Genomic DNA, 18,699 nt, shown 5'->3' on the forward strand with positions numbered 1-18,699 from the left:
TATTCCGCGCACCTCACCAAGCAAAGCTCTCAAGCGGTCAAGCAATCGCGAGCGTCATGATCATTTCGTCTCGGCGTGATTCTCAAACTCGAAGAGCAAAGTCGGCCGTCCGCTGGGCACGGTTTTAGGAACGAGGTGGCGGAAGAGCTCGGGTTGCGCGCGCTGGTCCAGCAGTCCCTCACGCACAAAATCGACGAGCCAGCCAAACTCGTCATCCCTCAACGAAATCGGCGTAGCCAGCAGCGGATCAACTCGCGCCAGGACTGGTTCGATCGGTCCGCGCAACACCGTCAGGTCGGCAGCGACACCGGCGCGGACCGGATCGTAATTGCGGGCCGATGCAAACACGTCCAAATGATGGCGCACGGCATCCTCCAGACGCGTGAAGCAGCCGTTGTGGAAAAAGGCCGGTTGCAAGGCGGCATTGCGCAGCGGCGAGGTGCGAAACATGTACCGATCGTTGGGGTCACCGGTGATCTGTTCCAGGCCAAAGTCTTCATCCTGACCGGGCCCGTCAAAAGTCAGGTTGCCGAGGAGGGGCGCGATTTGCGGCACACCGATCACGTGCCGGTTGAAGTCACTGAACATCTCGTTGGAAGGTCCGGACACGGCATGGCATTCCACACAGCGGCCCTTGCCAAAGAAAATTAGTGCGCCTTTCTTTTGCCCCGCCTTGAGCGCGCCTCTGATGCCGCGCGCGTATTGATCAATGGGAGCGTCGGCCCGAATCAGCGTAAACTCAAACTCCGCAATCACCTGCCCAAACATATCAAAGGTAATGGGCGCGCCTTGGGCAACTTCCGGGAAGAGTTCACCGAAGAACTGGCGGTACGCCGCCGTGTCGTTGAGTCTCCGCAATACCTCCGCGCGGATGGCGTAGTTGTCTCCGGGAAAGTCAAACCCGGCCACTTCGATTCGTTCGGTCGGCGGAATGAACGCTTGGGCGACGAGCAGGTGCGGCAGGTAGGAAAGAGTCAATCCTTCCGGCGGCGGAAACTGGAATCCGGCGCTGTTGTCAAACGGATCGTCCGCGAGCGAGGCAAAGCGCGAGTTCCACATCAGGTTCGGATACAAGGCTGTGTTGATGGCCATCGGGGTGCGGCGTTGATTACGGGGTCCGGTGCGATCAGGTCCCACAATCCCATTATTATCGATGCCGATGGCGATGGATTGGGTATCACCAAATCCCCGCGTGGGCGAATGGCAGCCGCCACACGTGTTGTCGTTGTTCAGACCGCCGATGGTGTCGAACCAAAGCAACCGGCCCAGGTTGGCACGCGCGGGATCCACGGCGCGACCGAGACGCTGCTCGAAAGTGGAATCAACCTTTCCGGTAAAGCCCAGTTGTTTTAGCCGGGCGATTAGTTGGCGGTCCAGTTGGTCTTCATCCCGGGCAAGCGCGGACGATGATTGGAGCAACAACGCGCCGGCCAGGAGGACCGTGAAGAACAGACCACAGGGTTTGGCTAATCTAGTGGGAATAATCATAATAGGTTAGGGAATTGATTGAGGCGCCCCGCTGGCGCGTGTGTCAACGAGGCGGCCGCAATCGGTTGATATGTCAGGGAACTGGCGGGAAGAACGGTTCGTCATCGTCATCGTTCTCACTGAACTTCACACCCCCGCCTGAACCGCCCGGCGGCACAATGTATGGTTCACCGGCGACGATGGGACCTTGGATGCCGTATCGTAGCAAGGTGATCTCACCTGGGCCATTCGGATTCGCCAGGGGATCGCTTGACTCGAATTTGATCGTCAGCATGCTGGATTTACCGGCCTCCAACCAACCCACGAATGTGCTGGAGTGCCACGTGGCGTGGATGACGGGACCATTGGGGTGATCAAACGCGTTATACAGGGTGTAAGTCCCGCACGCAGAGACGACACCCAGCACGGGATCAAATGTCCCGCTACCGGTTATGCGGATGGACTCGAATTTGGGACTATTCTTGTTCAACGCAATGGGCGCGTTCACGATCCTGAAGCTCCAGGTCTGTGCCTGAGCCGCGGCCAGCGGACCGAGCAGGGCTGCGAGCAGCACCATACGCGAGAAGATGCCCAGGCACTTGCCTTTCGAGCGCATCAGTTCTCCAGTTTTGTTTGTGGTAGGATTTTTCATGATGTTCCTTTCTTTTTGTGCCAGGTGACAGGCACCCGGCTTTTCTGTTTTGGTTTTTTGTTTTACTTCCAGTTGGGCATCGCCTTCAGCTTAAGACCCGACTGCTCGGCGGGTTCGGGCCATGACTAGCCACTGTCCAAACCCGCCTTCCCGCACACTCGGGCGGAAATCTTCGTTTGCCGTTTTTACAGAATTGGCTTTGCAATTTTTTGATCCATAGCTGGAAAGCGTTCGATCCAGTAGTTCATCCGCTCAGTCAGCCCAACTTCGCGAGCGAGACCCAAATGGGTTAATTGCCTTATGACTCTTAAACGAACCGCTTGAAGAATCCTTACGGAAAAGATTGCCGCCGGGCTTGAGACAGTGAGCTAAATCACCCGATCTGAGGCAAGTGTGCTGAATTGACGGTGCATTCATGATCATTTCATTTTGGCTTCTGGAGATGAACCGGGTCGGAAGACGAAGGTCTTTCAGAAAAGTGGAATTATTTTAGAAGACGAAAGCCGGAGGTCGGAAGTCAGAGATCAGAGGTCAGAAGATTGTTGAAAGAAATGGCACGGGTCTGGCGGTTAATCGGTAAATGACCGCGCAGCGAAGCGATCAGGTGGATAAGTCCAGTCGCAAAGAGCAATGACAAAAACATCCGTGCCGATCCGTGTCATCCGTGATTAACTCAATTATGCCGCGTGACGAATTGATTCCGACGCGCGCCAGCTTGCTGGAGCGCCTGAAGGATTTGGGCGATCAAACGAGTTGGAACGAGTTTTACCAGACTTACCGCGAACTCATCTACAGCGTGGCGCGCAAGGCTGGGTTGAACGAGACCGAAGCGGATGAAGTCGTCCAGGAGACGCTCATCTCGGTGGCGAAGAAAATGCCGGGGTTCGTTTACGATCCGGCGAAGGATTCCTTTAAGGGCTGGTTGCTGACAGTCACGCGCTGGCGTATTCTTGATCAACTGCAGAAACGGCGGGGGATGGGAGTTCAGAGCCTCCTTACGTCGGCTGCTACGCAGGAGCAAGGCACCCGCACGGCCACGATTGAACGCGTTCCGGACCCCGCGGGCCTCGACCTGACGGCCGTTTGGAACGCTGAATGGGAAAAGAATCTTCTACAGGCGGCATTGGCCCGCATCAAACGCCAGGTGCATCCGCAACATTACGAGATTTATCATCTGCACGTCGTTCTGGGAAAGGCGGTGCGGGAAGTCGCTCAAACGCTCGGCGTGAATTCCGCGCAGGTTTACCTGGCCAAACATCGCGTCGGAAGGCTGCTCAACAAGGAGATCAAGAAGTTGGAGAAGCAGTTTGTCTGACTTGAACTCCTCCCGGTCTGGGTCGGCTGTTCGTAAGGTCGCCCACTCGTCTTCATTGGACCAAGCCGCATTCCTCTCTTTTCTCGGCTTCGGTTTTCTGGTATTCGTCCAGCAAAACGAGAAAGACGCGACTATGCCCATTTACGAATTTGCCTGTCCCAAATGCCGGGTCATCTTCAACTTCCTGTCGAAGCGGACCAATCCCGAGCGCTCCCCGGCCTGTCCCAAGTGCGGCCACAAGAAGCTGGCCAAACAAATGAGCCGCTTCGCCGCGCCGCGCCGCGCCAAAGAACCGGCGGCCAAAGGCGACATTGACGACGGCAACGAACCGCCGATGCCCGATTTCGATGACCCGCGAATCGCCCGCGCCATGAGCGAGATGGAACGCGACATGGAGAGTCTCGATGAAAACAATCCCAGGCACATGGCGCACATGATGCGCAAAATGAAGGACCTTATGCCGGCTGGCACGATGCCCAAGGAAATGGACATCGCCATCAAGCGCCTCGAAGCGGGCGAAGATCCGGAAAAGATCGAAGCGGACATGGGCGACTTGCTTGGCGATTTGATGGGCGGCGAAGCAGGTGGAGCGGGCACGGGCGCCGGTTACACACACGACAGCGGACTGTATGATTATTGAAACAGCCTCACGTTTCAGAGAACATCAACAACACTCCACCAGTTGAGCGCGTCGAATTCAGCCGAGGCTACCTGTTCAACTCCGTGCGCGGCTTGGTCATGGTGTCGCCGAGTGCATAGCGGATGATGGCCAGCAATTCCTCAGGATCGTAGGGCTTGTCGAACAGGCCGGCCGCGCGCAGGTTCATGGCGACTTCCCGCAACTGCGGGTCCTTGTCGGCGGTGACGAAGATAATTGGCGTGTGCCGCGTCTCCGGACGGCTGAACAATTTTTTGGCCAACGCCAGCCCGCTGCCTTCCGGCAACGAAATATCCAACAGAATCAGGGCCGGGTTGTTTTCGATGACCATGAAAGCGCCGTTGACGGCGTCACGCGCAATCAACACTTCATAATCGTTGGCTTCGAGGCGGGTGACCAGTGAAGCCGTGCTCTTCGGATCGTCTTCGATGATGATGATCGTTTTCATGGCTGAGTTTCCGTTTGAAGGTTTTTGGCGTTCGGCTGTCGGGCTCCCAAGTCGATTGGCAAAACATGAACCTGTCGCGACGGTCAACCAATCATCCCACAGAACAGCCCGGATTTGTTATGTGCCGGCAAGATTTCTGATTTCTCGATTATCAGCAACTATTCGTTTTACTGAATTGGATATTGAACCCTTTGCTGGAAAAGGCAAGCCCAATGGCGATTTGCGTTTGCAGCTCTCAAGAACTGGCGCTGGTGTAGTGCCGGACGGAAAACCGCCAGCCCATTTCCGACACCGCGAAGCACACCGCGCTCATGGTCACCAACAACAGCATGTCCACCGGCGAACTCAATCGCTGCACCAGCAACTTCACCGGCACATTCGAGACGAGCAGCATCGGAATAACGAACGTGAACACCGCCTTGAACCAGCCGCGAAACGCCGCGTCTGGCATCCGCGCGATGTTGAACAGACTGTAGTAGCCCCAGACGATACCCTGCGCGCGCACCGTCCAGAAGCTCACACTGGACAGCAAAAACATCAGCGAGTAGTGAATGAGAATGCCCGCGCCCGTCAGCAAAACAAATCCGCCGATCTGCCAGACGCCGGGAACCAAATGGAGTTGCCGGAGCGCATACACCATGACCGTCAACGCCGTCCCCGCGTTCACAATCCCGCCCAGGTCCACCTGCCGCAGCGAGATGATGAACCGCGAGTTGATTGGCAGCAACAGCATGAAATCGAGCTTGCCGACGCGGATCAGTTCGGAAAGCTGGGTGCAGTTGGTGAGAAAAAAAGTCTGAAAGATTTGCTGGATGAAATGACTTGCGCCGACCAGAAGCACCACCTCCCACTTGGTCCAGTCACCGATGTTCTCGGTATGCTGATAGATCACCACAATGAAGGAAACCTGCAAGGCAAACCAGAGCAACTCGACCACGATCCACATCAGGAAGTTGCTTTTGAAACCCATCTCCCGCGCCACGGAATTTTTCAGGAGCGCAGCGTAGATGGAGAGGTAACGCGTGAAACGTGAAGCGTGATGGGCGGTGTACGTTTCGGATTTCGGATTTCGGTTTTCAGATTTCATCGACTCAGCCTCCCACCGCGCTGTATTTTGTGATGCCACGGCGCCAGACAAACCGTGCCAACAGATAAGCCGCCGCAACCCAGCACGCCTGCAGGCACAATCCTTGATACAGCGCGTCCCCCGCGGTGCGACCCAGGTAAATGTTCACCGGCAAAAACAGTTGGTAGGGAAAAGGCGTGAAATAAAGGACCTTCAACAGCGCCGGAGGCAAAATATCCAGCGGGAACAAATGTCCGCCCGCGATGTATTCAAAGGCGAACACCATGATGATGAAGCTCGAAACCTCCAACACCCAGAACGCCAGCAACGCCAGCGTGTAGGAAAGAAAGAATTGAATCAACGCCGCCATCAAAATCGAAAGCAGAAACCAGCCCCACACCGCGCCGTCGGCCGGCAGCACAAAATTGGTTCGCTGAATCAGGATAAACAACGTCACCGGCACGAACGCCACCGCCGTATAGATCAAACGCCCCGCCCCGAACAAACAAAGTCGATACGTCAGATAATCAATCGGCTTCAATAAAAACTGGCTGATGTTGCCGTCCTTGATATCCGCCGCGATCTGCCAGTCGTCTTCGCTCACAGCCGTCAGGGCATCCACGATGGTGACGACCAGGTAATATGAAATCATCGGCGCGAGACTGTAGCCGGCGACGGTCGAACTCTTGCCCTCGAAAATGGCGCGCCACAGGGAAATCGTCGCGAAAAGCGGGATCAATCCAAACAAACTGCGGAACAGGAAATTCACCCGATACGTCAGCGTGTTCTGAATGCCGATGTTGACGACGTGCCAATATTTTTTCATGACCACCGCTTGAGGATCATCTTAAGCCGGCAGTCCGGAAAAACACCAGACCTGGATTTCCAATTCGCAAACAAACGGCGGCGGCGTGCGGGCGCTGATTTTATTTGCGGTGGGGCTCCAGCGTAACTAACGTTTATCCACGAAATGAAGATTGAACCAGGATTCGTCAAAGCGCGAACGTTATGAGCAAACCACCACTCAGCGCGACAGAACTGACCGACCTGACGGTGGGATTAAACCGCCTGGCCCGCAATCTCTGGTGGACGTGGAACCAGGAGGCGCAGGAAGTCTTTCAGGAACTTTCCGCGCGCGGCTGGCAGAATCTCTATCACAACGCCGTCGCCATCCTGCATGAGGTGTCTGATTACGAACTGCGCGTGCGGTTTCAGGACCCGGAATTTGCGCATCGCGTTCGCGACGTGCTCCAGGCTTTTGACGCCTATTTGAACGAAAAAGAAACCTGGGGCGGCCAACACGCGCCGGCACTGCGACAGAATCCCGTGGCCTACTTCAGCATGGAGTTTGGTTTCCATGAAACCTTGCCCATCGCCGCCGGGGGTCTTGGCATTCTCGCCGGCGACCATGCCAAATCCGCCAGCGATCTGGGCATCGGCTTTGTCGGCATCAGTCTGTTTTATCGCGAAGGTTATTTTCAACAAGCCTTCAACCAGGACAACTGGCAGACCGAATACTACACCCTGCTCAACCCGAAGAACCTGCCCATGGAACCGGTGCTCAACGCCAGGGGCGAACCCGTGGTATGCTCCATCCGCATCGCGATGAGCGAGGTTTATTTTCAGGCGTGGCGCGTCAACGTGGGGCGAAACGCGGTGTATCTGCTGGACTCCGACCGGCCGGAAAACGAGCAGCATTATCGCGACCTGACCTTGCGCGTTTACGGTGGCGACAGCTCCACGCGCATCATGCAGGAAATGTTGCTCGGCGTTGGTGGCGTCCGGCTTCTGCGCACGCTGGGCGTGCAACCCTCCGTCTTCCACATGAACGAGGGTCATGCGGCTTTCCTGACGCTGGAGTTGATGCGCGAAAAAATCGCCGCGGGCAGGAGTTTCGGCGAGGCGATGGCAGCGACCAAGGCCGAATGCCTTTTCACAACGCACACCCCGGTGGAAGCCGGCCACGACCGGTTCTCACTCGACCTGATGAATTACGTTGCGAACAAATCTGAATCGCAACTCAAACTTTCGCTCGAAGAATTGATGGCCCTTGGGCGGGTCCATCCCCAGGACAAGAACGAAGCCTTTTGCATGACGGTGCTGGCCTTGAAGATGTCGCGCGCGGCCAACGGCGTGAGCGAACTGCACGGTCGCGTCAGCCGGCAGATGTGGCACGCGCTTTTTCCGGACATGAAAGTGGAAGAAGTGCCCATCGGTCACATCACCAACGGCGTTCATTTGTTGGGTTGGATGAAGGGCACCGTGCGCCGTTTTTGGCGGCGCAAACTTAATTTCCTTTCAAGTCCCGACGAACCGCACTCTGCCAGCGGAGACACCACGACCCTTCTGCGCCACAAACCCGCCGTGCCGTGGGACGCCATGATTAACTCTCCGGAGTTCTGGGCCAAGATGGCCGACCCGAATTTTATTTCCGACGAGGAACTCTGGGCGTTGCGCTACAAACTACGCCGCGAGTTGATCGAATTCACCCGCCGCCGTTTGCTGCTGCAGGGCCAGCGCCTGACGCAGCGCGACTTCATCGCGTTCGATCAATTGCTGAATCCCGATGCGCTGACGATTGGTTTCGCCCGCCGTTTCGCCACCTACAAGCGCGCGCCCCTGATCTTCCAGCAATTCTCCAACATCGTGAAGCTCGTCCACGACAAACAGCAGCCCGTGCAATTCATTTACGCCGGCAAGGCCCATCCGCGGGACGACGACGGCAAGCGTTACATCCAACACATTGTTCATCTCTCCAAGCACAGCGAACTGGAAGACAGACTGGTGTTCATCGAGAACTATGACGTCCACGTTGGCCGGCAGATGATTTCCGGTTGCGATGTCTGGCTGAACAATCCGCGGCGGCCATTGGAAGCCTCCGGCACCAGCGGCATGAAGGCCGGCTGCCACGGTTGTCTGAACCTGAGCATTCTTGACGGTTGGTGGCGCGAGGGCTACGACGGCACGAACGGATTCGCCATCGGGGATGATTCCCACCCCGATTCCGTCGAGGAACAAGACCGTCGTGACAGCGAAAACCTCTACCGCGTGCTGACTGAAGAAGTGATTCCCACGTTTTACAACCGCGATGCCACCGGCATTCCGCGTCAATGGATTCAGAAAATCCGCCGCGCGATGGTGACGCTCGTTCCCCAATTCAACACCTGGCGCATGGTCCAGGAATACACCCAGAAGTATTACCTGCCGAAGTAGCTTTCCCTCTCACTCTTAATCGTAATCTTAATCTTGTCCACTGACAGAAATGCCGGAGAGATTAAGATTAAGAGAAAGATTAAGAACAAGAATCCAACGTGACTGCCGACATCAAATCGCAAACCCGCGAGGAACTGGAAGCACGGTTCAAAGCGTGGGGCCAACCCGCTTACCGCGTCGATCAAGTGCTGGAATGGCTCTACTGCCATCGCGTGACGAGTTGGGACGAGATGACCAATCTGCCCAAAGCTTTGCGCGATCAACTTCAGAAGGAATTCTCCTTTCACACACTCGAATTGACGCGCAAACAAGGTTCGCGCGACACCACGCAAAAATTTCTCTGGCAACTGCATAACCATTCGCTGGTCGAAAGCGTTTTGATCCCGGCCAACCCCGCGCTTTACGGAGACGCCAGTGACCGCCACACGCTCTGCGTCTCCACGCAAGTCGGCTGCGCCTACGGTTGCAAGTTCTGCGCGAGCGGACTCGACGGCTGGAAGCGTAATCTGGGCGTCGAGGAAATTGTCGATCAGGTGTTGGCGGTTGAGCGGTGGAACGCGGCGGAAATGCAAAATGCAAAATGCAAAATGCAAAATGAACAACCTGACATGCAACACGCAATTCCCATCACGCATCACGCATCACGCATCATCGACAACCTCGTCATCATGGGCATGGGCGAACCGCTGGCCAATTACGACAATCTCCTGAAGGCCCTGAAGATTCTGAACGCGCCGTGGGGCGGTGGAATTGGCGCTCGGAAAATTACGGTTTCCACCAGCGGCCTTGCGCCTCAAATCCGCAAGCTGGCCGACGAGCCATTGCAATTTCGGCTGGCCGTCTCCTTGCACGGCGCCACCGATGAAACGCGCAACAAAATCATGCCGGTCAATCGCAAATATCCATTGAGCGAACTAACTGCGGCTTGCGAGTTTTATCAGCAGAAAAAAGGGCGGATGATCACGCTGGAATATATCCTAATCGCCGGTGTGAACGACGGCTTGGATGAGGTCAGACCCCTGGCGCGACTTGCCCATCGCCTCAACGCCAAGGTCAATTTGATTCCTTACAACAAGGTCGAAGGTCTGCCGTGGGAGCGCCCGAGCGAACCGGTGCAGGAAGCCTTTCTTGCTGCGTTGGAGAAGCAAAAAGTCACCGCCACCTTGCGGCGCGAAAAAGGCCACGACATTGACGCGGCGTGCGGGCAATTGCGGCTGCAGACCGAGCGGGAACTGGCTTCGGCGTAGGACCGACGTGGCGCCTGTCTCCAGCTTCCAGAACTTCGCTCAGAATTTAGTGACGCCCGTTGGAGGTTGGAAACGGCGCGACCCACGCTGAGACTCAAGCATAGCCGTCCCCGATTACGGCTCCTCGGACGGCCCGGTGTAGCCACACACACCGGTACGGGGGGTGTTGAGGACCGGCAGCAACATTTCGTCCCCACATTCATGCTCCTTTGCGCACCTTTCGCAGAGCGCCCCGTCGCCTTCACATTCACATTGACCGCAGATTTGCGTGGCGGGTTTCTGGCAACGGGCACAGAGGATCTCGGGCGGTTCGTTGCGCGCCAGGAGGTGGATGCCGGCCTTGGGAAACGCGCTGGGGCGTTCGCCCAGCACGCGGAGTGAAAGTTCGGTGGTGGTGCCGAAATCGTATTCGTAGCTGAACTTCACCCCGGGCGCGAGCCGGGTCCCGACAGGTTCGCGCATGAGTTGTTCATCGTCTTCAATGTCGTCCCCAAAACCGCCTTGCATCAGGGCGGCGAACACTTGAGCAACGTTGCCCGAAGCGGGTAGGCAGACGCGCTTCCGCGGGAAATTGAAGGCGCTCATGTGACCGCAACACTCCAGCCAGATGGCGCGCAACACGCCGTCCAATTTGCCGAACGTGGCTTTGGCTGGCACCTCCAGGTGCAGCCAGTACTGCCGCGAGTAAGTCGCCTCGACGAAAACATGAAAACAAGGCGCCGGTTTGCGGGCCGCGGAGGGTGGGGTGGCGCGTTTGGCACAGTGCTTGAGATGCGTGCTCATCCGCGCCTTGTCGAGCAGCTCGCCGCTGAGCCGGCATTTTCCGGGTGAAGTGGTTTGAGGCATGATCGTTTTCATGTTGATGGTTTCTTTACCTGTGGTGACTGGCTGAATTCAAATCCGCTGGCGGCACCGGAACTTTCTGTCGGATAGTGAATCCCTGGCGTTCCAGTTCCCGAGTCTCGGTCGCGCTTCCAACGGCGAGAAAATCAAAGTTATCATTCCCGCAGCGAGCGCGGAGTTGGTTCAAGGCGCGAAGGCAGGTTTCAAAGGAATCGAATCTGCCCTGCACGTAGAACGGCTTGCCGTTCTTGCCGAAGGTGAAGGTGGCCGCAGAATCGGCGGCGCTGGTGCCGCCCAGCACGCGACACGCCTGCGCGTAATCCGGATGCGGCGCGAAGCCCAGATTCCGGGCATAAGCCACCGCCCCTTCCACCAACTTGCGGGCCGCTGGGGGATCGAGTGGTCTTCGGGTGTCGGGTTTCAGTATCCGGTCCAAAGTCGTGCGGCGGTATTCGACCTCGCTGCTTCGGGTGTAGAAGGCGTCTTTGACGCCGCGGCAATATACGTCTAACATGAATACGCCCGATTCGGCGTCGCCCGCTCGAAACCGGGTGAACAGCACGTACCCCAGACCGACTTCAAATAGGTTCTCGCTGACGAACGCTTCCGTGACCAGCTTCATAACGCGGCCCATCCTTGCGCAAGCCCGGCGGCAAGTCACGTCCGAATCATTTCCTGCGCGTTGAAGCAGTAGAAAGTCGTCTGTACGCTCCGCCGCGAAAAAGGTCACGACCTGGATGCCGCCTGCGGCCAGTTGCGGTTAAAAACAGAGCGTGAATTGTCCGGCATCATCTGATACAGTCACACCATGAAACGACGCCTGCCAGTGCAGCCTTTGCCGGTGCGCGCCGCTCGCATGCTCGCGCGGCTCAAATCGGTGCGTGGTTTGACGGACGCCGACAAATCAGTCAATGCGCTTGGCCTCGCCGCCACACTTGAAGAACGATGGAAACTCGCCGAAAACTTCATCCGGTCGCTCGGTTACTGGAAACCCTCGAAGCGGAAGAGATCCGGTTCATGCTGATCGGTTCATCCGGTCATTGGGCGTGATTGCCGGCCGTGTTCGGCACAGCATTTGTATTGAACGTTGCCTGAACGGTCTGGCCGGAGAGCACTTCGATTTCCAGTTTACGGCCATGGCTCCAACCATTTTTGAAGGGAATCAATTCCTGAACGCCGTGCCGACCCGGTGGCACCATCGGCAACACAAAGTGTCCGGTGGAATCCGGTTTGACGCGGAAGCCAGAAAAGGGGTCCACCCAGATTCCATCCTCGGGCGCGTGCGTGCCATGAAAGCTAAACGTCACTTCGTTCTGCGTGGACTGGTTGTTAATACCCGGCAGGTCGCCCTCAATCCGGCCCCAAGGCTGCAACTGTACGGTGGCACCGTCGGCCAATCCTTCAATGCTCACATCCGCATAGCCGGCTGAACTGGCAATGACCACCCGCCGAATCGGTTCGCTCGCGGGGACTTTAAATCGGCCTTGTTGGTCGGTCTTCTGCCGCGCACCGTCCGTGCGATTGTAGCTGACGTCGAAGCCACCCGGCACCAGGAGCAACGAATTGTTTTTGGCGAGTTCCGGCAATCCCACGTCGGCCCACGACGCCGGAGTGCCATCTGGATTGACCACGATGAGCTGTCGTGATTCCGCCGGTTGAAGCGCGATCTCCAATTGAACGGAGCGTTCGTCCGGTGCGATCAATCGGGAGACGTATGGCGCGTAACCGTCGGCCTCGAACTTCAGCAGGTAGCCGGAATTGGTCGCTTCGCACACGACGGCCTCGTCATATACGTGTCGAAAGGTGCCGCCTTCGAAAGTCGGATGGAACCGGTCGATGGTGCTCCAATAAGGTCCGCGCATCTCAGGCCGGCCGGTGACGATTTGGAACTTCGGAACCAGCTTGCCCGTGGTCGCGTCCCGGACCGTGCCGCTCACGGTCAGCACGGGAGGGAGTGTTACTTGCAGCTCCCGTTCGTCGGGCGGGACGTTCATGCCGCAAACGTTCATGTATCCATCTGCCCAGACCCCAAGATTCAGATCCATATCTGGCACATGCGGCATCAACACCTTTCCGTCAGCATCCGTTTTCGTGTCTAAGGCAAACTGGGGAACTCGGTCCCGCCTCGAACCGGAACGTTCGAGGGCCGGACTCACCCCTACACCAGCACCGGCTACGGGTAAACCTTCGCGATCAATCACTTTCACGAGGAGAGATTTGCCCCGGCTCAACACGATGCGGACAGGCTCGGCGGCATCAACGTCCGCTTCGGCTCCGGTGGCAGCGAAGCCATTGGCTTCAACAGTTATTATCGCCTTGCCGCGCGCGCAACCTCGCACCTCGAAGGAGCCATCCGCCGCAGTCTCGAGCTTTTTCGAGTCGCTATAGTAGAGCTTCCCGATGAGGACCTTGGCTTTGTTCACCGGGTTTCCATCAGGATCAACCACCAAACCCCGGACAGTGCCGGCCGCGCCCAAATGCAAGACCAAGGTGCCTTCGCGCATTTGACGCTCGGTCTCCGCGTCAGTCGCGACGCGGATTGCCAGTGACTCCGCATGGTCAGGATGACTGGCAAACACACGCAACTGGCGAACTAATTCGGGAGCGACACGTTCAGTGTGCCAGCGGCCGCCGGCATCGGTGCTGACCTTTACCCAAGCGGTGTGAGTTTCTGGACGCGGTGCATCGATCGGATTGTCGGCCCAGTGCATTGTGACTTGCGCGCCACTGACGGGCCACCCTTCTGCGTCCACCACCGAGCCGCCAAGCGAAACCGGTGCGGTCAACCGAAGGACATATTCCCGCGGAATCACTTCCCCGCGGTCTGTCCGCCACGCGAGCCGCGTATCGGCAAAACCTTCGCTCGTGATACGAATTTCAAGGCTCATCGTGTTAGTCGGCAGCACGATTTGGACGGAGCCGTTTCGATCCGAGCGGAATTTCGTGTTGTTGGAATCTTTGCCCACTAAAACGTCACAGGATACATCAACGCCCGATACCGGCTGGCCACCGCCTGCGGCGACGATCAAGAGATGAAGTTTGTTTTGGTCCAGGGGCGGTGCTGGCTCAAGTTCACCCGTTGCGCCAGAAACCGAATCGTTGCTTGAAAGTTGGGACGCCAGCACAGTGTCGCTGGTTCCATTTTCATCCGGTGATGAGGGTATGCCGGGCTTCGGTTCGGCAAACTGCCACCACACCAGGGCACACACCAGGAGCATCGCAACGCCAGCGCCGACGGCCAGTTTGATTTTCATTGAGGCCCATAACGCAGCGCGCCAAGCGACGACTCCGCCGACTTCGGCAGCAGCGGTTACGGCCAGGCAAACGCGTTGAGCCAGGTCTGCTGGTGTCGAAGCGACGGCTTGGTTGACGAGCATTGTGGCCAGGGCAGCGCCCGTTGAATTTACGCCGCGTTTAATCAGCGCCGCGCGCAATTTGTCGAGAGCCCGCTCGACCCTCATTCGCGCCGCATTTTCTTTTAGGCCAAGTTGCAGGCCGATTTCCGCGAACGGTCGCCGCTCGAAGTAACGCCAGAGAACCGCTTCCCGGTCGGTTTCATTCAGTTCGTGCATCGCGTCATCCAGGATCGGATGCAGGGCCGACCAATCAGGTTCGGCTTCGTCGGCACGTTGGAGTTCGTTCATGGTGTGGGCGGTTAGCTCGCGAACGAGACGGCGCTGCGCGGCGCGGCGGGCATTGGCGGTAAGGTAGCGCGTGCTGGTGTAGAGCCAGCCGCTGAGGGACGAGTGCCGGGTCAATCGTGCCGCCTTTCTGGCCAGATCGAGGAACACGGCCTGCGCGACATCCTGGGCCGCATGAACGTCGCCGTTTATCTGTCGCAGAGCGGACGAATAAACCAGATCAAGGTGCCTCCGCACAAGTTCTGCGAAGGCGGCTTCGGACCGGTCGCGCACGTAACGCCGGAGCAGTTCGCTATCATTAGGTGTCATCTCATTGTATAACAACCACCCACGGACAAATCGCACAAGGTTGGTCTCAAATTGCCTTTGGCCACCCCTGAGCCAAAACCGAATCTACCGTGCGCCAAGTTCACTACAAGTCGCCAATTCGGGCCGTAGACAACCACGCTGAGTATTTCGTGGTTTCTTGTTTTGCATTTTTAATTCTTAATGGTCATGTGATCGCCCTGATTGATTACGGTTCCGGCAACTTGCGGAGCGCGCAAAAGGCCCTCTTGAAAGTGGGCGCGAACGTGCGCGTCGTCCGGCAACCGGCGGAAATGGCGGACGCCCGCGCCGTCGTCTTGCCCGGCGTCGGGGCGTTTGATGATTGCGTAAACGCCTTGCAAAAGCAGGGCTTGCTGGAAGGCGTGCGAAAATTCATCCAGACTGGACGACCCTTCCTCGGCATCTGCGTCGGTTATCAGGCGTTGTTCGAGCGCAGCGAGGAGTTCAACAGTTGCGCCGCCGGGTTGGGGATTTTCCAAGGCAAAGTCGTTCGCTTTGCCGAAAAGCCAGGCTTGAAGATTCCGCAGATTGGCTGGAATCAAATTGAACTCGTGCAATCGAACTGTCCACTCTTTCGCAACATTCCGAGCGGCAGTTACGTTTACTTCGTTCACAGTTTCTTCCCGCTGCCGGCTGATCCCTCCATCGTCGCAAGCCGGACAACCTATGGCGAGACGTTCGCCTCCGCCATCTGGCGTGACAATATATTCGCCACGCAGTTTCACCCGGAGAAAAGTCAGAAAGTGGGATTGCAGTTGCTGAAGAATTTTGTGGAGCTGGCGGCTTGATCGAACCCCGTGGACGCTGCACTGCCGGCAGAATCTCACAACCGGCACTTGTGCCCCGGTGGTTGGTTTGTTAATTTCTTGCCGTCACTTGAAGGCATGACAGAATCGTTCATCGACAATTGAAATTAACAAACAACCGTTAACCAAGGAAAATTATGGCACACGAACTACCTCCTCTTCCCTATCCCAAAGACGCACTCGAACCACACATTGATGCCGCGACGATGGAAATCCACCACGGAAAACATCACAACGCCTACGTCACCAATCTCAACAAAGCCATCGCCGGCAACGCTGCGCTCGAAGCCAAGTCGGTTGACGCGCTCATCCGCGACCTGGCGTCAGTTCCCGACAACATCCGCGGTCCGGTGCGCAACAACGGCGGCGGACATTACAATCACTCAATGTTCTGGAAACTCATGGGGCCAAAAGCCGGCGGTGCGCCCAGCGGCAAACTCGCCGAGGACATCAAAGCCACGTTCGGAAGTTTCGACGTGTTCAAGGAAAAATTTGAAGGAGCGGGCGTGGGCCGTTTCGGTAGCGGCTGGGTCTGGCTCGTGGTGAATGGCGGCAAGCTGGAAATTGTTTCCACCGCCAACCAGGACAATCCCATCATGGGCAAGGCCATCGCCGGTTGTGAAGGCAAGCCGATTCTCGGCTGCGATGTTTGGGAGCACGCCTACTACCTCAAATACCAGAACCGCCGGCCCGATTACCTGAAAGCCTGGTGGAACGTGGTCAACTGGGCCGAAGTGGCGAAGAATTACTAAGCGACGCAAGAACAAGTCGTCCGCGACTGAATCGAACAAGCACGCCGATAGTTTGGGCGTGCTTTTTTTTGGTGGCTCAAGGCGCGAAAGCAAAGCAGGTCACGGTTTTGCCTTGCCGCTGAATTTGATTTTCAAAAACTGCGGCCAATAAATGCGTGCGTCGTTTGCCAGCTCCCAAAAATCTGTTGAGCCGGTGGCGTAGGTCACGATCAACTCGTCAGGCGATGTTGCAAGCTCCGGATGCGCTTTGGCCGCGTAACAAATAATTTTGCCGCCCCAACCCGCCTCCGGACATTGATAGACCGTGACTGGATCGCCCCACGGCCCAAACGGTTTGTCGGACAATCGGGCCAGAATCGTTGGCGAGAGGCCGTTCTCGGTGTAGATCAAAATGTATTTCCCCAAACTCGGCTGATAGGAGACGGAGTATTCGTTGGCGATGCCCGGACAAAGCAGAGCGGCTTTGGTGTGGCCCGCCACCCAATTCGTACCGTCAAAAAACCTCCATTGAGCGAACTCGTCCACGTTGTCCGTCGGCACGCGTGCCAGAATCATCGACTTGCCTTTGCCCTTCGGTTCAGCAGTTCCATAGATATAAGCGAACCCACCGTCCTGAAACACCGCCGAGCCGAACAATCGCGTCTCCTCTGCCGAAAAGGTTTCGTGCGGAATGCGCTTTTGGGTGATGCGCCATTTCGCCGGTGTGTCGAAGGGATTGACCACGTGCCCGAGCCACGTGCCGATGTGCGTGAAATCAAAAACTGAATTTCCACCGGATCGTTCGATTTGCATCAGGAATAGAAACAGGCCGCGTTTAGTAAGCACCCCGTCGTACAGCCAGAACCACCCGTGACCATCGACCGGCGTGATCAACGCCGCGGGTTTGTCGTCAACCGACTTTCCGTAGAAGAACTGGACCGTGGCTCGCGCGGGGTCTTTGCCGTGTTGCAACGCTACCGAATTATTGATCATTCGCGCGTTGACCCGTATTCCATCGCGCACTTCGCCAATGAAGGTGTCACTGAAAAGCCAGAGGGTGGTGTCATTGGTCAGCGCCACGGAATAATCGCCGTCCGCGCCAATCCAACCGCTTCGTGTGTGAAAAAGTTTGTTGAATGGGGCGAAGGGTGTAACCGACCAATCTGCCGCGAACAATCCGGTCGAACGGAAAGTCAGGGCAGCAATAACTCCGAAGAAACACATTCGCCTGATCATCACGCGAAAGCCTCGGACAAATTTCCTTTCAGCGCGACAACAAATGCGAACTCGAAAATCTCCGTGCCGCTTCCCATCCTTGCATTGCCTGCTTACGCGTTTCGCCCCAACGGTAGCCACCAAGCAAACCGCTCTTGCGGATGACTCGGTGACACGGGATGAGATAAGCGATGGGATTGCTCCCAACCGCGCTGCCAATCGCCCGCGAGGACTGTCTCGCCCCGATAAATCCGCCAATCCTTTCATACGAGATCAGCGCACCGGCAGGAATTTTCAACAGCGCCTGCCAGACCTTGATTTGAAAATTTGTGCCCAGCAGCAGCAAGCTGAACGGTGATTGTTTCCCGTCTTCCAAGCCCGAGAATATTTTCCTGGCCACCGATTCCGTAAGATCAGGACGCCGCGCAAAGGTCGCGCCCGCCCAATGCCGCTTCATTTCGATGATCGCTTCCGCGCTTGAATTGCCACAAACAAAACCGAGCCAGCACACACCGCGTTCCGTGACGCCCAGCAGGCAGTCCCCGAAGTGAGTCGCGTGCAGGCCAAAGTTGATGCGGATGCCGTCGCCGCGCGACTTGAATTCGCCGGGCGTGACGGCTTCCACCGAGACAAACAAATCATGCAATCGGCCCGGACTCGAGAGGCCGGAGTCAAATGTCGCTTCCAGCACTGGCTTTGATTCCGCGAGTTGCTGCTTGGCGTGTTCAACCGTCAGGAATTGGAGAAAGCGTTTGGGACTGATCCCGGCCCAACGCGTAAAGAGCCGTTGAAAATGGAATTCGCTCAGGTGCGCTGCGCGGGCGACGGCGGCCAGGTCAGGCTGTTCCAGATAGTGAACTTGCAAATAGGCAATCGCCTTTTCTATTCGGTGGTAATCCAGCGATTGTTGTTTCGCTGGTTCAGATTCAATCGTTATCAACGATGTATTCATGCGAGCAAAATACTTCTCGAATCAGTTCTCGCCCACCCGATTCTTGCTGAGTTGGTGTAAGTAAGCGAAACCGCTGTTACGTTTAGAAATGTCAACGTTTGCGAATGGGTGGTCATCG

The 18,699-nt window shown here is 56.9% G+C and carries 17 protein-coding genes; 7 read left to right on the plus strand and 10 right to left on the minus strand.

Translation table 11 applies throughout. From position 1 onward, the window contains the following. Positions 1–60: 60 nt before the first annotated feature. Positions 61–1,488 carry a hypothetical protein gene (locus HY298_13530; protein ID MBI3851276.1) on the minus strand — a complete coding sequence of 476 codons (1,428 nt, stop codon included), beginning with the start codon at positions 1,486–1,488 and terminating at the stop codon, positions 61–63. Between the two features lie 73 nt (positions 1,489–1,561). After that, positions 1,562–2,119: a hypothetical protein gene (locus tag HY298_13535; GenBank protein MBI3851277.1), complete on the minus strand. Its 558-nt coding sequence runs from the start codon at positions 2,117–2,119 to the stop codon at positions 1,562–1,564. Positions 2,120–2,798: 679 nt separating this feature from the next. Between HY298_13535 and HY298_13540 the strand changes: the two genes are divergently transcribed. Next, positions 2,799–3,434: a sigma-70 family RNA polymerase sigma factor gene (locus HY298_13540; GenBank protein MBI3851278.1), complete on the plus strand. Its 636-nt coding sequence runs from the start codon at positions 2,799–2,801 to the stop codon at positions 3,432–3,434. 133 nt (positions 3,435–3,567) lie between these two features. Then, positions 3,568–4,074, plus strand: coding sequence for a zinc ribbon domain-containing protein (locus HY298_13545; GenBank protein ID MBI3851279.1), 507 nt, complete (start codon positions 3,568–3,570; stop codon positions 4,072–4,074). A 67-nt stretch (positions 4,075–4,141) separates the two neighbouring features. Here HY298_13545 and HY298_13550 read toward each other — a convergent pair whose 3' ends face one another. The 3 genes from HY298_13550 to HY298_13560 form a co-directional block, all read right to left on the minus strand. Then, positions 4,142–4,540, minus strand: coding sequence for a response regulator (locus HY298_13550; protein ID MBI3851280.1), 399 nt, complete (start codon positions 4,538–4,540; stop codon positions 4,142–4,144). Between the two features lie 235 nt (positions 4,541–4,775). Beyond that, complete coding sequence (locus tag HY298_13555) at positions 4,776–5,627, minus strand: ABC-2 family transporter protein (protein MBI3851281.1); 852 nt, start codon at positions 5,625–5,627, stop codon at positions 4,776–4,778. Positions 5,628–5,631: 4 nt separating this feature from the next. Then, complete coding sequence (locus HY298_13560; GenBank protein MBI3851282.1) at positions 5,632–6,432, minus strand: ABC-2 family transporter protein; 801 nt, start codon at positions 6,430–6,432, stop codon at positions 5,632–5,634. A gap of 182 nt (positions 6,433–6,614) precedes the next feature. On the opposite strand from HY298_13560, the gene glgP reads away from it, so the two are divergent. Beyond that, positions 6,615–8,819, plus strand: a complete 2,205-nt coding sequence (glgP, locus tag HY298_13565) for an alpha-glucan family phosphorylase (GenBank protein MBI3851283.1) — start codon at positions 6,615–6,617, stop codon at positions 8,817–8,819. Between the two features lie 98 nt (positions 8,820–8,917). Beyond that, the gene (gene rlmN / locus HY298_13570) at positions 8,918–10,066 is read left to right on the plus strand and encodes a 23S rRNA (adenine(2503)-C(2))-methyltransferase RlmN (GenBank protein MBI3851284.1); all 1,149 of its coding nucleotides are present in this window, start codon (positions 8,918–8,920) and stop codon (positions 10,064–10,066) included. A 114-nt stretch (positions 10,067–10,180) separates the two neighbouring features. On the opposite strand, the gene HY298_13575 is transcribed toward rlmN, so the two are convergent. Continuing rightward, the gene (locus tag HY298_13575; protein ID MBI3851285.1) at positions 10,181–10,924 is read right to left on the minus strand and encodes a hypothetical protein; all 744 of its coding nucleotides are present in this window, start codon (positions 10,922–10,924) and stop codon (positions 10,181–10,183) included. A gap of 13 nt (positions 10,925–10,937) precedes the next feature. After that, positions 10,938–11,531, minus strand: coding sequence for a hypothetical protein (locus HY298_13580; protein ID MBI3851286.1), 594 nt, complete (start codon positions 11,529–11,531; stop codon positions 10,938–10,940). Between the two features lie 186 nt (positions 11,532–11,717). Between HY298_13580 and HY298_13585 the strand changes: the two genes are divergently transcribed. Next, positions 11,718–11,933 carry a hypothetical protein gene (locus HY298_13585; protein ID MBI3851287.1) on the plus strand — a complete coding sequence of 72 codons (216 nt, stop codon included), beginning with the start codon at positions 11,718–11,720 and terminating at the stop codon, positions 11,931–11,933. Positions 11,934–11,946: 13 nt separating this feature from the next. On the opposite strand, the gene HY298_13590 is transcribed toward HY298_13585, so the two are convergent. Beyond that, the gene (locus HY298_13590) at positions 11,947–14,859 is read right to left on the minus strand and encodes a sigma-70 family RNA polymerase sigma factor (GenBank protein ID MBI3851288.1); all 2,913 of its coding nucleotides are present in this window, start codon (positions 14,857–14,859) and stop codon (positions 11,947–11,949) included. 188 nt (positions 14,860–15,047) lie between these two features. On the opposite strand from HY298_13590, the gene hisH reads away from it, so the two are divergent. Both hisH and HY298_13600 read left to right on the plus strand, forming a co-directional pair. Then, positions 15,048–15,665, plus strand: a complete 618-nt coding sequence (gene hisH / locus HY298_13595; GenBank protein ID MBI3851289.1) for an imidazole glycerol phosphate synthase subunit HisH — start codon at positions 15,048–15,050, stop codon at positions 15,663–15,665. Positions 15,666–15,817: 152 nt separating this feature from the next. Then, positions 15,818–16,435 carry a superoxide dismutase gene (locus HY298_13600; protein MBI3851290.1) on the plus strand — a complete coding sequence of 206 codons (618 nt, stop codon included), beginning with the start codon at positions 15,818–15,820 and terminating at the stop codon, positions 16,433–16,435. A gap of 99 nt (positions 16,436–16,534) precedes the next feature. Here HY298_13600 and HY298_13605 read toward each other — a convergent pair whose 3' ends face one another. Together HY298_13605 and HY298_13610 are read right to left on the minus strand one after the other, a co-directional pair. After that, the gene (locus HY298_13605) at positions 16,535–17,650 is read right to left on the minus strand and encodes a DUF4185 domain-containing protein (protein ID MBI3851291.1); all 1,116 of its coding nucleotides are present in this window, start codon (positions 17,648–17,650) and stop codon (positions 16,535–16,537) included. A gap of 28 nt (positions 17,651–17,678) precedes the next feature. Continuing rightward, complete coding sequence (locus HY298_13610) at positions 17,679–18,581, minus strand: methylated-DNA--[protein]-cysteine S-methyltransferase (protein ID MBI3851292.1); 903 nt, start codon at positions 18,579–18,581, stop codon at positions 17,679–17,681. Positions 18,582–18,699 lie beyond the last annotated feature (118 nt).

This window comes from Verrucomicrobiota bacterium, from assembly GCA_016200005.1.
Taxonomy (GTDB): domain Bacteria; phylum Verrucomicrobiota; class Verrucomicrobiia; order Limisphaerales; family PALSA-1396; genus PALSA-1396.